General features: G+C 72.4%; 12 protein-coding genes and 1 pseudogene. 8 read left to right on the forward strand and 5 right to left on the reverse strand.

Annotated elements, in window-relative coordinates:
- Positions 1–24: 24 nt before the first annotated feature.
- Genes NP064_RS10730 through NP064_RS10750 form a run of 5 tightly spaced genes read left to right on the forward strand, consistent with a single transcriptional unit; the run spans position 25 to position 6,032 of the window.
- Positions 25–945, forward strand: a complete 921-nt coding sequence (locus NP064_RS10730; RefSeq protein ID WP_227569655.1) for an ABC transporter permease — start codon at positions 25–27, stop codon at positions 943–945.
- Positions 942–3,083 carry an acetate--CoA ligase gene (gene acs, locus NP064_RS10735; RefSeq protein WP_227569654.1) on the forward strand — a complete coding sequence of 714 codons (2,142 nt, stop codon included), beginning with the start codon at positions 942–944 and terminating at the stop codon, positions 3,081–3,083. Before NP064_RS10730 ends, acs begins: the two co-directional genes overlap by 4 nt.
- Positions 3,080–4,210: a dimethylsulfone monooxygenase SfnG gene (sfnG, locus tag NP064_RS10740; protein WP_227569653.1), complete on the forward strand. Its 1,131-nt coding sequence runs from the start codon at positions 3,080–3,082 to the stop codon at positions 4,208–4,210. Before acs ends, sfnG begins: the two co-directional genes overlap by 4 nt.
- A complete protein-coding gene (locus NP064_RS10745; RefSeq protein ID WP_227569652.1) occupies positions 4,207–5,547 on the forward strand; it encodes an O-acetylhomoserine aminocarboxypropyltransferase/cysteine synthase family protein in 1,341 nt (446 codons plus the stop codon). Before sfnG ends, NP064_RS10745 begins: the two co-directional genes overlap by 4 nt.
- Positions 5,544–6,032 carry a CoA-binding protein gene (locus NP064_RS10750; protein WP_227569651.1) on the forward strand — a complete coding sequence of 163 codons (489 nt, stop codon included), beginning with the start codon at positions 5,544–5,546 and terminating at the stop codon, positions 6,030–6,032. The genes NP064_RS10745 and NP064_RS10750 overlap by 4 nt, the downstream gene beginning before the upstream one ends.
- A gap of 13 nt (positions 6,033–6,045) precedes the next feature.
- Here NP064_RS10750 and NP064_RS10755 read toward each other — a convergent pair whose 3' ends face one another.
- Together NP064_RS10755 and NP064_RS10760 are read right to left on the reverse strand one after the other, a co-directional pair.
- Entirely contained in the window at positions 6,046–6,381 is a 336-nt protein-coding gene (locus NP064_RS10755) for an MGMT family protein (protein WP_227569650.1), read from the reverse strand.
- A gap of 21 nt (positions 6,382–6,402) precedes the next feature.
- Positions 6,403–7,497: a PP2C family protein-serine/threonine phosphatase gene (locus tag NP064_RS10760; RefSeq protein WP_227569649.1), complete on the reverse strand. Its 1,095-nt coding sequence runs from the start codon at positions 7,495–7,497 to the stop codon at positions 6,403–6,405.
- Between the two features lie 91 nt (positions 7,498–7,588).
- Between NP064_RS10760 and NP064_RS10765 the strand changes: the two genes are divergently transcribed.
- Complete coding sequence (locus NP064_RS10765; RefSeq protein WP_227569648.1) at positions 7,589–8,863, forward strand: GNAT family N-acetyltransferase; 1,275 nt, start codon at positions 7,589–7,591, stop codon at positions 8,861–8,863.
- 114 nt (positions 8,864–8,977) lie between these two features.
- Here NP064_RS10765 and NP064_RS10770 read toward each other — a convergent pair whose 3' ends face one another.
- Complete coding sequence (locus NP064_RS10770; RefSeq protein WP_227569647.1) at positions 8,978–9,433, reverse strand: ribose-5-phosphate isomerase; 456 nt, start codon at positions 9,431–9,433, stop codon at positions 8,978–8,980.
- Positions 9,434–9,475: 42 nt separating this feature from the next.
- Here NP064_RS10770 and NP064_RS10775 point away from each other — a divergent pair, with 42 nt between their 5' ends.
- Positions 9,476–11,467 carry a M13 family metallopeptidase gene (locus tag NP064_RS10775; protein ID WP_227569646.1) on the forward strand — a complete coding sequence of 664 codons (1,992 nt, stop codon included), beginning with the start codon at positions 9,476–9,478 and terminating at the stop codon, positions 11,465–11,467.
- 82 nt (positions 11,468–11,549) lie between these two features.
- Here the strand turns inward: NP064_RS10775 and NP064_RS10780 are convergent, their stop codons facing one another.
- Both NP064_RS10780 and NP064_RS10785 read right to left on the reverse strand, forming a co-directional pair.
- Positions 11,550–12,086: a hypothetical protein gene (locus NP064_RS10780; protein WP_227569645.1), complete on the reverse strand. Its 537-nt coding sequence runs from the start codon at positions 12,084–12,086 to the stop codon at positions 11,550–11,552.
- Positions 12,087–12,218: 132 nt separating this feature from the next.
- Positions 12,219–12,887 carry a mycothiol-dependent nitroreductase Rv2466c family protein gene (locus NP064_RS10785; protein ID WP_372456373.1) on the reverse strand — a complete coding sequence of 223 codons (669 nt, stop codon included), beginning with the start codon at positions 12,885–12,887 and terminating at the stop codon, positions 12,219–12,221.
- Between the two features lie 229 nt (positions 12,888–13,116).
- Here NP064_RS10785 and NP064_RS10790 point away from each other — a divergent pair.
- A pseudogene (locus NP064_RS10790) lies at positions 13,117–13,347 on the forward strand (RidA family protein); the annotation flags it as partial.
- Positions 13,348–13,713 lie beyond the last annotated feature (366 nt).

Consider the following 13,713-nt stretch of genomic DNA (forward strand, 5'->3'; position numbering starts at 1 on the left):
CACCACGCACCCTCAGGAGCACTCATGTCCGTCCCCGTCGGGATCCCCGGCGTCGGCCCGGTCACGGACGACGCCGGCCGGACGCTGCCCGCCGTGCGCGCGTTCAACCCGTTCGACACCGCGGGCCGTGACCCCTCCGGCCCGCACAGGGCCGACGACGCGTCCCCGGGAAGGCGGTCGCGCGCCCTCACCGAGCGCCGGGCGGTGCGAGCGCTGGCGGGCCTGGTGCTGCCCGCGGTCCTGCTGGCCCTGTGGCAGTGGGCGACAACGACCGGCCGCGTGCCCGCCTACCAGCTCCCGACGCCCGAGTCGGTGTGGCTGGCCGCGATCGACCTGGCCGAGCGCGGGCTGCTCGGGCAGTACGTGGCGATCTCGACGCAGCGCGTGCTCATCGGCTTCGCCGTCGGCGCGCTCCTCGGACTCGCCGTGGGGGCCCTCGTCGGGCTGTCCCGGGTCAGCGACGTGCTGCTCGCCCCTGCCCTCGGCGCGGTGCGCGCCGTCCCGTCCCTCGCCTGGGTGCCGCTGCTGCTGCTGTGGGTCGGCATCAACGAGGACTCCAAGCTCATCCTCATCGCGATCGGCGCCTTCTTCCCCGTCTACACCACCGTCGCGGGAGCGCTGCGGCACGTGGACCCGCACCTGGTCGAGGCCGGCCGCGCGTACGGGCTGACCGGCGCCCGGCTGCTCGCGCGTGTCCAGCTCCCGGCCGTGGTGCCCACCGTCATCTCGGGGCTGCGGCTCGCCCTGGCTCAGTCGTGGCTCTTCCTGGTGGCGGCGGAGCTGCTGAACTCCTCGATGGGCCTGGGCTTCCTGCTGCTCGACTCCGGGCAGAACGGCCGCATCGACCGGATGATCCTCGCGATCGTGCTGCTGGCCCTGCTCGGCAAGCTCACGGACTCGCTGATCGGAGTGGCCGAGAAGTCGCTGCTGCGGAGGTGGGCATGAGCACCGACGTGGCCAACCCGACGATCTCCGCGCTGCAGGTCGAGGACCGCACGTTCCCGGCGCCCGCCGAGTTCGCCGCTCAGGCCAACATCGGCCCGGCCGAGCACGCGCGGCTGCTCGCGGCGGCCGCCGCCGACCCTGTCGCGTTCTGGGAGGACGCTGCGCGCCGCCTGCAGTGGGACACCCCGTGGCACACCGCGCACACCTGGTCCCCCGCCGTGCCCGTGCCGGGCGGCGAGCCCGACGAGCTCACCGTGCCGCAGGCGCAGTGGTTCGTGGGCGGACGGCTGAACGCGGCAGTGAACTGCGTGGACCGGCATGTCGACGCGGGGCACGGCGACAAGGTCGCGCTCCATGTCGAGGGTGAGCGCGGCGACCGCCGCTCGATCACCTACGCCCAGCTCCAGCGCGAGGTCGCGCAGGCCGCGCACGCGCTCACCGCGCTCGGCGTCGGAAAGGGCGACCGCGTGGTCGTCTACCTGCCGGTCATCGCCGAGACGGTGGTCGTGACGCTGGCCATCGCCCGGATCGGCGCGGTCCACTCGCTGGTCTTCGGCGGTTTCTCGGCGGAGGCCGTGCGCTTCCGGGTGCAGGACACCGGCGCCAAGGTGCTGGTCACCAGCGACGGGCAGTTCCGGCGTGGCCAGGCGGTCGAGGTGAAGTCCGCCGCCGACACCGCCGTGGAGGGCCTCGACCATGTGGAGCACGTGCTCGTGGTGCGCCGCACCGGCCAGGACGTCGCGTGGACGCCGGGCCGGGACGTGTGGTGGCACGACGCCATCGTCGACGTGCCCGACACCCATGAGGCTGAGTCCTTCGACTCCGAGACCCCGCTGTTCATCATCTACACCTCGGGCACCACCGGGAAGCCGAAAGGCCTGGTGCACACCACCGGCGGCTACCTCACGCACGCCGCGTGGGCGCACTGGGCGCACTTCGACGCCAAGCCCGACGACGTGCACTGGTGCACCGCGGACCTGGCCTGGGTGACCGCGCACACCTACGAGATCTACGGCCCGCTGGCCAACGGGCTCACCCAGGTCATCTACGAGGGGACGCCCGACACCCCTCACCGCGAGCGCCACCTCGAGGTCATCGAGCGCTACGGCGTGACGACCTACTACACGGCCCCGACGCTGCTGCGCACGCTCATGACGTGGTTCCCGGACGGCCTGCCGGGCACGCACGACCTCTCGAGCATCCGCCTGCTGGGCACCGTGGGAGAGGCGATCAACCCCGAGGCGTGGGTGTGGTTCCACGAGCAGATCGGTGGGGGCCGCGCGCCCATCGTCGACACCTGGTGGCAGTCCGAGACGGGCGCGGCGATGATCGCGCCGCTGCCCGGCTCGACGACCCTCAAGCCGGGCTCCGCGACCCGCCCGCTGCCGGGAGTCTCCGCCAAGGTGGTCGACGAGCAGGGCGAGCCTGTGCCGTTCGGCTCAGGCGGCTACCTGGTCGTCGAGCGGCCGTGGCCCGGCATGGCCCGCACGGTGTGGGGCGACGACCGCCGCTACCTCGACGCGTACTGGCGCCGGTTCGCCGGCAAGGGCGAGGACGGCCAGGGCTACTTCCTGGCGGGCGACGGGGCGTCGTGGGACGCGGACGGCGACATCTGGCTGCTCGGTCGTATCGACGACGTGGTCAACGTCTCGGGGCACCGGCTGTCCACCATCGAGATCGAGTCCGCGCTCGTCGCGCACGCCGCGGTGGGCGAGGCCGGGGTGGCCGGGGTGCGGGACGCGGTGACCGGCCAGGCCGTCGCGGCCTTCGTCATCCCCACGCAGGCGCCGGCGCGGCGTGCGGACGGGTCCCTGGACACCGCCGCCTGGCACGCGGCCACAGCCGCGTTGCGCGACGAGCTGCGCGCGCACGTCGGTCAGGCGATCGGGCCGGTGACCAAGCCACGCGACGTGCTGCTGGTCCCCGACCTGCCCAAGACCCGCTCCGGGAAGATCATGCGCCGGCTGCTCGCCCAGCTCCTCGACGGCGACCCGCTGGGCGACGCCACGTCGCTGCAGAACCCGTGGGCCATCGACGACATCGCCGCGCTGATCGCCTCGCGCCCCATGCCGGGGCCCGTCGGCAGCGCGTCCAGCGCCGCACCGATCGATCCATCGACCAGCAGGGGGACACGATGAGCACCGACGCAGGCAGCACGCGCACCACGGGGGCCGAGCCCACCGACCTGAAGTTCGCCTACTGGGTCCCGAACGTGTCAGGCGGCCTGGTCGTCAGCGACATCGAGCAGCGCACCGACTGGGGGTACGCGTACAACCGGGACCTGGCGCGCACCGCCGAGGCGAACGGCTTCGAGTACGCCCTGTCGCAGGTGCGCTACGCCGCGAGCTACGGCGCGGCCCAGCAGCACGAGTCCACCAGCTTCTCCCTCGCGCTGCTGCTGGCCACCGAGCGGCTCAAGGTCATCGCGGCGGTGCACCCGGGCCTGTGGCACCCAGGGGTGCTGGCGAAGTTCATCATCACCGCCGACCACCTCTCCGGCGGCCGGGCTGCGGTCAACGTGGTGTCGGGGTGGCTCAAGCAGGAGTTCACCAACTTCGGCGAGCCGTGGCTCGACCACGATGAGCGGTACCGCCGCACCGCCGAGTTCATCCAGGTGCTGCGCGGGCTGTGGACCGAGCAGGACTTCGAGCTGCTGGGCGACTTCTACCGCATCCACGACTTCACGCTGCAGCCCCCGCCCGTCGACGTCCCGGGGCGCCCGCACCCGGAGATCTTCTTCGGCGGCAACTCCACCGCGGCGCGGGCCACCGCGGGACGGCACGCCGACTGGTACTTCTCGAACGGCAAGGACTACGACGGGTTCACCGAGCAGCACCAGGAGGTCTCGGCGCACGCCGCGGCGACTGGCAGGGACGTGCGGTTCGGGCTGAACGGCTTCATGATCGTGCGCGACTCCGAGAAGGAGGCCCGCGAGGTGCTGCGCGAGATCGTCGCGAAGGCCCACAAGCCGGCCGTCGAGGGGTTCCGTGACGCGGTCACGCAGGCGGGGAAGGCCACGCGCGACGGCAAGGGAATGTGGGCGGACTCGACGTTCGAGGACCTGATCCAGTACAACGACGGTTTCCGCACCCAGCTCATCGGCACGCCCGAGCAAGTCGCCGAGCGCATGGTCGAGTACAAGAAGCGCGGCGTGGACCTCTTCCTGCTGGGCTACCTGCACTTCCAGGAGGAGATCGAGCAGTTCGGCAGTGCCGTCCTGCCGCTCGTCCGTGAGATCGAGGCCGAGGAGGCACGAGTCGCATGACCGACAGACGCTGGGGGTTCCGCACACGAGCCCTGCACGCGGGGGGCATCCCCGACGCCACGACCGGCGCGCGCGCCGTCCCCATCTACCAGACGACCTCGTTCGTCTTCCAGGACACGGACGACGCCGCGAACCTGTTCGCGCTGCAGAAGTACGGGAACATCTACTCCCGCATCGGCAACCCCACCGTCGCGGCCCTGGAGGAGCGGATCGCCTCCCTCGAGGGCGGCATCGGCGCCGTGGCCACCGCCTCGGGCATGGCAGCAGAGTTCATCACCTTCGCCGCGCTCGTCGGCGCCGGCGACCACGTCGTCGCCTCAGCCCAGCTCTACGGCGGCACCGTCACCCAGCTCGACGTCACGCTGCGCCGCTTCGGCGTGGAGACGACGTTCGTCGCGGGCACCGACCCGGCGGACTACGCCGCGGCGATCCGGCCCGAGACCAAGGTCGTCTACACCGAGGTGGTCGCGAACCCGTCCGGGGAGATCGCCGACCTCGAAGGGCTCGCCGAGGTGGCGCACGCCGCCGGTGTCCCATTGGTCGTGGACGCCACGCTGTCGACTCCGTACCTGATCCGCCCCATCGAGCACGGCGCGGACATCGTCATCCACTCCGCCACCAAGTTCCTGGGCGGGCACGGCACAACGCTGGGCGGCGTGGTCGTCGAGTCAGGCCGGTTCAACTGGGGCAACGGCAAGTTCCCGCAGATGACCGAGCCCGTCCCGTCGTATGGCGGGGTGAGCTGGTGGGAGAACTTCGGCGAGTACGGGTTCCTCACCAAGCTGCGCAGCGAGCAGCTGCGCGACATCGGCCCGGCCCTGTCCCCACAGTCGGCGTTCCAACTGCTGCAGGGCGTGGAGACGCTCCCCCAGCGGCTCGACGCGCACCTCGCCAACGCGCGCGCCGTCGCCGAGTGGCTCGAGGCGGACGACCGTGTCGCGTCGGTCCTCTGGGCCGGCCTGCCGAGCCACCCGCACCACGAGCGTGCCGCGCACTACCTGCCTGCCGGGCCCGGAGCGGTCTTCGCCTTCCGGCTGGCGGGCACCGCCGACCGCAGCGGGCGGGACGTGGGGCGCCGGTTCATCGAGTCCTTGCAGCTCGCGAGCCACCTGGCGAACGTCGGCGACTCGCGCACCCTGGTGATCCACCCCGCCTCGACGACGCACCAGCAGCTGAGCGCCGAGCAGCTGCTCACCGCGGGGGTTCCCGAGGACCTCGTGCGGATCAGCGTCGGCCTGGAGGATGTCGAGGACATCCTGTGGGACCTGGACCAGGCCCTGGCCGCCGCCACCGCGCCGACCACCGCGAACGACGCCGTGGTGGAGGCAGCCCGATGACCGTCGAGCGCACCTGGACCGGGCCCAGCGCCCCCGAACGGCTCTCGCTCCTGCGCGCGACCCGCTCGGTGGCCATCGTCGGCGCGTCCAACAACCCGTCCCGCGCTAGCTACTTCGTGGCCACGTACCTGCTCTCGAGCTCGCCGTACGAGGTGTACTTCGTCAACCCGCGCGCCACCGAGATCCTCGGCCGGCCGGTGTACCCGAGCCTGGCGTCGCTGCCCGTCGTGCCGGACCTGGTCGACGTGTTCCGCCGCCACGACGACCTGCCGTCGGTGCTCGAGGAGACGGTGGCGGTCGGGGCGAGGTCCCTGTGGCTGCAGCTGGGCTCGTGGCACGAGGACGTCGCCCGCGAGGGCGAGGCCGCCGGTCTGCGCGTGGTGATGGACCGCTGCATCAAGATCGAGCACGCGCGGTTCCACGGCGGGCTGCACCTCGCGGGGTTCGACACCGGGGTGATCAGCTCCCGTCGCTCGCCGGGCTGAGCTCGCCGGGAATTCAGTCGCGCGGCGGGTCGTCGGGGAACCAGACGGCCCGCCGCAGCGCGACGCGCTCGCCGTCCGCGGTGAGCGGCGTCTGCTCGCGCGCGTACTCCGCGAGCGCACGGATCGGCGAGTGCGGCCGGCCGCTGGCGTTGACCACGCGCCACCACGGCACGTCCCCCCCGGTCCGGGCGAGCACCGCACCGACCTGGCGGGGGCCGCCCCGCGCCGAGCCGCCCGCCGCCGTGAGGGCGTCGGCCACCGCCTCGGCCACCGTCCCGTACGTCATGACGCGGCCCGGGGGGATCATCGCGACCAGGTCGAGGACCATCTCGGTGTACTCCTCGTCCATGCGCTCCCCGGCTCTCCGATGTCAGGACTGGTCGCGGTGCACCAGCACGAGGGCCCGGTCGTCGCCCTCACTCGCCCGCACTGCCGCGAGGACGGCCTCTGCCCCGCCTCGACCCGTCGACAGCATCCGCTCGGCCGCGCCCATCAGCCGGTCGATCCCCATCTCCACGTCATGCCCGGGCACCTCGATGACCCCGTCCGTGTACAGCATCAGGGTGTCACCCGGCAGCAGGCGCCCGGTCACGGGCACGCAGCGCAGGTCGCTCACGACGCCGAGCGCGGGGGCCCCGATGCTGTCGATGATGTCGAGCCGCCCCGATCCGGCGTGCAGTTGCACCGCTGGCGGGTGGCCCGCGGAGACGATCCAGTACTCGCCGGTGCTGAGGTCGACGGAGACGTGGATCGCCGTGGCGAACCCCTCGTCCCAGTCCTGCGCCAGCAGGTAGTCGTTCGCGGCGGGCAGGAACTCCTCGGGTGGCATCGCGCCGAGGAGCCCGCCGAACGACCCGGACAGCAGGAGGGACCGCACCCCGGCGGCCTGCCCCTTGCCCGACACGTCGACGACGGCGACCTCGAGCAATGTGCCGCGCTCCGCCGTGCTCGCCACCACGAAGTCGCCGGAGAACGCCTCCGCGTACGCCGCGCGCAGCGCGCTGTCGACCCGCCAGGGCGCGGGGAGCCGCGGGATGCGGCCGTGCGCGGCGAGCCGGTCGCGCAGGTCCACGAGCATCAGGCCGCCGGGCGCGCCCTGCAGGCCCAGTTGCTCGCGATGGAACGCGAACGCCAGCAGGGCCACGATGGAGACGCCCTGGACCAGCATCTCCCCCGGATTGAACGCCTCGGAGCGGGCGACCACCATGCCCACGCACTCCGCGGCGATCACGGAGCACAGCACCACCATGCCGCGCAGCCGCAGCAGGAACGCGCCGAGCAGCTCGATGAGGATGAGCACCGAGACCGGCACCCAGTTACCCGTGGTCACGACCGCCACGGACGCGACCACGGTCAGCAGCACAAGCGCCCAGGTCAGCAGCGGTTGCGAGAGCGACCCGCGCCAGAGCCGCGTGGCCGACGCCAGTGCTCGCGCGCGGGACGCCGCTGACCAGTGACTGCCCACGGGGGGAGAGTAACCGGCCAGGCTGCGAGATCGAGGCCCTGACCAGGGAAAACTGGTGGCCTCCCGACGTGAGGCGCGACACTATGGCCTCATGACGCCTGCTCTTCCCGACGGCTACCGCCTCGTCCGTGTCCCCCTGAGCCGCAACGACGAGTTCCGCGAGGTCGACCACCTCGCCTTCGGCTACGAGCCGGACCCCGAGACCGTGGCACAGGTCCCCGACTACATCGAATGGGATCGCGCCTCGGGGGTCGAGGCGCCCGATGGCAGCCTCGCCGCGGTCCACGCCTCGTTCGACTTCGAGCTGCCGGTGCCCGGCGCGGCGCCTGTGGAGTGCGCGGGCCTGACCTGGGTGGGGACGCGACCGGACCAGCGCCGGCGGGGCCTGCTCTCGGCGATGATCGCCGACCACTTCGCGCACTGCCAGGAGCGCGGCGAGCCCGTCTCAGCGCTGTACGCGGCGGAGTCCTCGATCTACGGGCGCTTCGGTTACGGCTCCGCTGCCGACGAACTGCGCGTGACGGTCCAGCGCGGGGCGGCGTTGCGCGACGTGCCGGGGTCGGAGGACCTCGTCGTCCGGTTCGCGAAGCTCGACGCCGGGGCGCACGGCGCGCTCGTCGAGCGGGTCCACGAGGCGGCGGGGCGGGGGCGCCCGGGGTGGATCCGCCGCAGCACCGACACCCTGCGCGCCACCGCCCTGGCGGACCCGCCGGCCTGGCGCCAGGGCGGTGAGCCGCTCCGCCTGGCCAGCGTGCACGACGCCGACGGCGAGCCCCGCGCGTACGCGCTGCTGCGCCGCAAGGAGGAGTGGGTCGACAACATCCCCAAGACGAAGGTGGTGGTGCGGGAGTCGGCCGCGGTCGACGCCGCCGCAGCCCACCGGCTGTGGTCGTTCCTGCTCGACATGGACCTCACCGCGTCCGTGCAGAGCGGTCCGCTCCCCGTGGACGACCGGGTCCGCAGCCTGCTCGTCGACGCCCGTGACACGGCGCCCAAGATCACCGACAACGTGTGGGTCCGCCTGGTCGACCTGCCGGCGGCCCTCGCCGCGCGGCGCTACTCAGGACCCCTCGACGTGGTGCTCGACGTGGCCGACACCCGCCTGCCGGCGAACGCCGGCCGCTGGCGCCTGACCACGGGCGAGGTCGGCCCCGACGGCGCCTACGACCTCCAGGCGACCCGGACGGAGGACGACGCCGACCTGGCGCTGGACGTCCGCGAGCTCGGGGCCGCCTACCTGGGCGGACGGTCGCTGGCCGCCTTCGCCGACGCCGGGCTGGTCGAGGAGAGGCGGACGGGAGCCCTGCAGGCCGCCAGCGCCGCTTTCGCCTGGCCGCTCGCGCCGCTGTGCACGTGGGGGTTCTGATCGGGACGGGTCGGCTCTGACGGGTCGGCTCTGGCGGGACCGCTCGTCGCCGTCGCGCTCCGCCTGGCCTCCCTCGGCCGGGCGGAGCGCGGCGGCGTCCTCGCGCTCAGCCGATCAGCGGGTGTGCGCCTCGACGTAGGCCGTGACCATCTCGATGCGCTGGATGTGCCGCACGTCGCCGCTGAACGGCTCCGCGATGAAGGCGTCGACGATGGCGAGCGCCTCCTCGATGGTGTGCTGCCGGGCGCCGAGCGCCACCACGTTCGCGTCGTTGTGCGCGCGCGCCAACTGGGCGATCTCCGGCTTCCACGCGAGCGCGGCCCGGATGCCGGGCACCTTGTTGGCGGCGATCTGCTCGCCGTTGCCCGAGCCGCCCAGCACGATCCCGAGGCTCTCCGGCTCGGCGGCGACGGCCTCGCCCGCGGCGAAGCAGAACGGCGGGTACGCGTCCAGCGCGTCGTACTCGAAGGCCCCGTGGTCCACGACGTCATGGCCTGCGGACCGGAGGTGCTCGACGAGGGCGGCCTTGAGCTCGAAGCCGGCATGGTCTGTGGCAACGTGAATGCGCATGCCCAATATCCTGCCTCAGTCGAGGTGTTCTAGCCTGCACCCATGACCCACAGCGGAATCGACCTCTCAGCCCTGGACCCCGGGACACGCCCCCAGGACGACCTGTTCGGCCACGTCAACGGCCGCTGGCTCGCCACGCACGAGATCCCGGCCGACCGGGCGTCGGACGGCGCGTTCCGCGCGCTCCACGACCGCGCCGAGGAGCAGGTGCGCGACATCATCACCGACGCCGCGCAGCAGGCCTCCGGCGAGGGCCAGGCTGCCGGTGACGTCCAGGCCAAGATCGGCGCGCTGTACGCGAGCTTCATGGACGAGGACGCTGTGGAGGCGGCCGGCGCCGAGCCGCTGCGGCCCGACCTCGACCTCATCGCCCAGGCCGGCGACCAGGAGGCGCTCACCCAGGCGCTCGGCGAGCTCCAGCGCACGGGGGCCGCGGGCGCCGTCGGCTTCTGGGTGGACAACGACGCGAAGGACCCGACGCGATACGTCGTGTACCTGGCGCAGTCCGGCCTGGGCCTGCCCGACGAGTCGTACTACCGGGACGCGCAGTACGCGAGCGTGCTCGCGGCCTACCGCCCGCACGTCGCGCGGATGCTCCTCCTCGGCGGGGTCGCGGCCGACGCCGGGCAGGCCGACGAGCTGGCGGGCCGCGTGGTCTCGCTCGAGGCCCAGCTCGCGCAGGGCCACTGGGACGTGGTCCGCGACCGGGACGCCGAGCTCACGTACAACCCCATGACGCTCGCCCAGCTCGCCGATTCCGCGCCCGGCTTCGACTGGGCCGCGTGGGCGCGCGCGCTCGGCGCGCCCGAGGGCTCGCTCGACGACCTGGTCATGCAGGAGCCGCCGTTCGCGCAGGCCTTCGCGGCGCTCTGGTCCGAGCTGCCGCTCGAGGACTGGAAGGCCTGGATGGCCTACCACGCGATCAGCGCACGCGCGCCGTACCTCACGGGCGAGATCGTGGAGGCGAACTTCGACTTCTACGGCCGCACCCTCACCGGCGCCCAGGAGCTCCGCGACCGCTGGAAGCGCGGCGTGAGCCTGGTGCAGGGCGTGCTCGGCGAGGCCGTCGGCGAGGTGTACGTGGAGCGGCACTTCCCGCCCACGCACAAGGAGCGGATGAACGAGCTCGTGGCGCACCTCGTCGAGGCGTACCGCGAGTCGATCACCGCGCTCGACTGGATGGGCGAGGAGACGAAGGCCAAGGCGCTCGCCAAGCTCGACTCCTTCACCCCCAAGATCGGGTACCCGGTGAAGTGGCGCGACTACTCGGCGCTCGAGGTCCGTGCCGACGACCTGGTCGGCAACGTGCGGCGCGCCCACGCGTTCGAGCAGGACCGCGAACTGCGCAAGATCGGCAAGCCGATCGACCGCGACGAGTGGTTCATGACCCCCCAGACGGTCAACGCCTACTACAACCCGGGCATGAACGAGATCGTCTTCCCCGCCGCGATCCTGCAGCCCCCGTTCTTCGACGCGGATGCCGACGACGCCGTCAACTACGGCGGCATCGGCGCCGTGATCGGGCACGAGATCGGCCACGGCTTCGACGACCAGGGCTCGAAGTACGACGGCGACGGGCGGCTCGAGGACTGGTGGACCGCGGAGGACCGCGCGGAGTTCGACACCCGCACCAAGGCCCTCATCGACCAGTACTCGGCGTACTCCCCCCGGCAGCTCGACGGCTCGCACCACGTCAACGGCGAGCTGACCATCGGGGAGAACATCGGGGACCTGGGCGGGCTGTCGATCGCGCTCAAGGCCTACCGGATCGCCCTCGGCCGCCCGCTCTCCGAGGCGCCCGTGATCGACGGCCTCACGGGCGTGCAGCGCGTGCTGCTGAGCTTCGCGCAGGTGTGGCAGGGGAAGAACCGCGACGAGGAGCTCATCCGGCGCCTGGCCACCGACCCGCACTCCCCTGCCGAGTTCCGCACCAACGGCGTGGTGCGGAACGTCGACGAGTTCTACGAGGCGTTCGACGTCCAGCCCGGGGACGAGCTCTACCTCGCCCCCGAGGAGCGCGTGCGGATCTGGTGACCGCCCACGCCGGGCGCCCGCGCCCGTGACGCGGCAGGGCCCCCTCCAGCCTCAGTCGGAGGGGGCCCTGCCGCGTGTCGGGTCAGGGAATCTCGACGAACGCCGACCGCGACAGCCGGAAGCCCGCCCCGGACTCCCCCACGCAGGTCACGCCGTCGGTGGCGCTGGTGCAGGTGAAGCCGCCGACCTTCTCGACACTGCCGTACTCGAGCTCGGTCCCGGCGCTCGCCGCGGACCGGTCGGGGATCGCCGCGCACGGCGAGCTGACCCCGGACGCGTCCACCACGAACACCTGCTCGTCCTCGCCCGTGCACTCCGCGGTCGGGGCGAAGCCCGCACTGGCGATCGAGCACGTCGCGCCGTCGACCGTCATGTCGCAGGCGATGTTGCCGCTCGGCAAGGTGAAGGAGACCGGCTCCGCGGCCTCGTCGAGGTCTGGCTCGGCCTGGACCTGGCCGACCGCGCTCGCGGGGACGTCCGCGGGCGACGCCACGTCGTCCTCGGCCCCTCCGCCGGCGATCGCCATCACGAGCAGCACGAGGAACGTCACCACCAGGACCGCGTCGACACCGAGGAAGATCTTCATCCCCGGGCTCAGCCGTGTGCCGGTCTCGGCCATTCGATGCTCACCTCTCACCCTCGCCGCACCGTCCGGCGCGCGCGGCGAACAGCATCACACAGCAAAGAGGGCGGGACCAGCCGTCGTGGCGCAGCCCCGCCCCCACCCGTCGCCCGTGGCTGGGCGCCTGTCTCAGTCGAACTGCGGCCCTGCGGTGCGGCTGCGCTTGAGCTCGTAGAAGCCCGGGACGCTCGTGATCAACGCGAAGCCGTCGAACAGGCGCCCGGCTGCCTCGCCGCGCGGGATCGGCGTGACGACCGGGCCGAAGAACGCCGTCCCGTCGAACGCCACCACGGGAGTCCCGACCTCGTCGCCCACCAGCGCGATCGCCTTCTCGTGAGACGCCCGCAGAGCCGCGTCCCACTCCTGCGTCCCGGCCGCGTCGGCGAGCTCTGCCGGCAGGCCGACCTCCGCGAGCGACTCGGCGATGATCGCCGCGGTGTCCTTCCGTCCTCCGGGGTGCCGGCGCGAGCCCATCGCGTCGTACAGCGCCTTGATGTGCTTCTCGCCGTGCAGCTGCGCGGCGGCGGTGATGACCCGCACCGGGCCCCACGCCTCGTCCAGCATGGCCCGGTACTCCTCGGGCAGGTCGCGACCCTCGTTGAGCACCGCCAGGCTCATCACGTGCCAGTGGACGTCCACGTCCCGGACCTTCTCGACCTCCTCGACCCAACGGGAGGTCATCCACGCCCACGGGCACGCCGGGTCGAACCACATGTCCAGGCGGTGACGGCCCTGCTCCGTGGCCGCGGGGTCGGTGGTGGGGGTGCTCGACGATGGCGTCTGCGGCAGCTCGGGCATGGGTGTCTCCTGGCGGTGGGGGAAGGTCATACGTTCAACCCTGACCGATCGGCCCGCATTCCGCACGGACGTGCGGGTGGAATGTCATGGGCTCAGTGGTGTCAGTGGCTCTCGTCCACGGACAACGACTGTCGTTGCACGCGAGGACGCCGACCTGAATCGTGCGCAGATCACCGTCATCCGACCTGAGCAGCAGTTGGCGAGGGCTCCCTCTGGACGCCGACGGTGCGTCAGCGCACTTCAAGCCGCCGGCGCGCAGCTGACCGACGTCGTCACGACGACCATCTACCTCGCCTCGTCCCAGCAGGCCGATCTCGGGGCCGCCTGGAACGTCGTCCGTGCAGCCTTCGGCACGCATGACGCCCCGAGCCCGCTGCTCGGCGTCAGCGTGCTCGGCTACGACGACCAACTGGTCGAGGTGGAGGCCATCGCGATCCGTCCGCTGCCGAGCACGACCTGAGCTCGGCTGGGTGCGCTGGCCGATCGTGCTCGGACGCCACCCACCGCGCTGGACAGGGCGGGCGACTCTGACCGATTGGCGCTGAGCCGGCCACGCGTACGTGTGCGGCAGCAGGTCGCCGGCCGGGAGAGCACGGATCCCCTCCGCGGTCGGCACGAGGACGTGGATGTCGGGAAAGTAGTCGGCGAGCACCTGACGGTCGCGTCCGCACGGGGCCAGGACGCCACGGTCGTCGTCGCCCACAGCGACGATGAGCCGTGGCGCCCTCGCGCCGGCGGCGCGAGCAGTGGCCAGTGCCACGAGCTCAGCGCAAGGGCCGCCCGTGAAGTGGTAGAGATTGAGCCCGACGTGAGTGCGGCCGTCTTC

Source organism: Cellulomonas chengniuliangii (genome assembly GCF_024508335.1).
Classification (GTDB): Bacteria; Actinomycetota; Actinomycetes; order Actinomycetales; family Cellulomonadaceae; genus Cellulomonas_A; species Cellulomonas_A chengniuliangii.

What these genes read in the sequence shown, in the direction of transcription:
- acs (WP_227569654.1), top strand. Translation starts at nt 942, where the DNA reads ATGAGCACCGACGTGGCCAACCCGACGATCTCCGCGCTGCAGGTCGAG.
- NP064_RS10785 (WP_372456373.1), bottom strand. Translation starts at nt 12,887, where the DNA reads ATGCCCGAGCTGCCGCAGACGCCATCGTCGAGCACCCCCACCACCGAC.
- NP064_RS10730 (WP_227569655.1), top strand. Translation starts at nt 25, where the DNA reads ATGTCCGTCCCCGTCGGGATCCCCGGCGTCGGCCCGGTCACGGACGAC.
- NP064_RS10745 (WP_227569652.1), top strand. Translation starts at nt 4,207, where the DNA reads ATGACCGACAGACGCTGGGGGTTCCGCACACGAGCCCTGCACGCGGGG.
- NP064_RS10750 (WP_227569651.1), top strand. Translation starts at nt 5,544, where the DNA reads ATGACCGTCGAGCGCACCTGGACCGGGCCCAGCGCCCCCGAACGGCTC.
- NP064_RS10765 (WP_227569648.1), top strand. Translation starts at nt 7,589, where the DNA reads ATGACGCCTGCTCTTCCCGACGGCTACCGCCTCGTCCGTGTCCCCCTG.
- NP064_RS10775 (WP_227569646.1), top strand. Translation starts at nt 9,476, where the DNA reads ATGACCCACAGCGGAATCGACCTCTCAGCCCTGGACCCCGGGACACGC.
- NP064_RS10755 (WP_227569650.1), bottom strand. Translation starts at nt 6,381, where the DNA reads ATGGACGAGGAGTACACCGAGATGGTCCTCGACCTGGTCGCGATGATC.
- NP064_RS10770 (WP_227569647.1), bottom strand. Translation starts at nt 9,433, where the DNA reads ATGCGCATTCACGTTGCCACAGACCATGCCGGCTTCGAGCTCAAGGCC.
- NP064_RS10780 (WP_227569645.1), bottom strand. Translation starts at nt 12,086, where the DNA reads ATGGCCGAGACCGGCACACGGCTGAGCCCGGGGATGAAGATCTTCCTC.
- sfnG (WP_227569653.1), top strand. Translation starts at nt 3,080, where the DNA reads ATGAGCACCGACGCAGGCAGCACGCGCACCACGGGGGCCGAGCCCACC.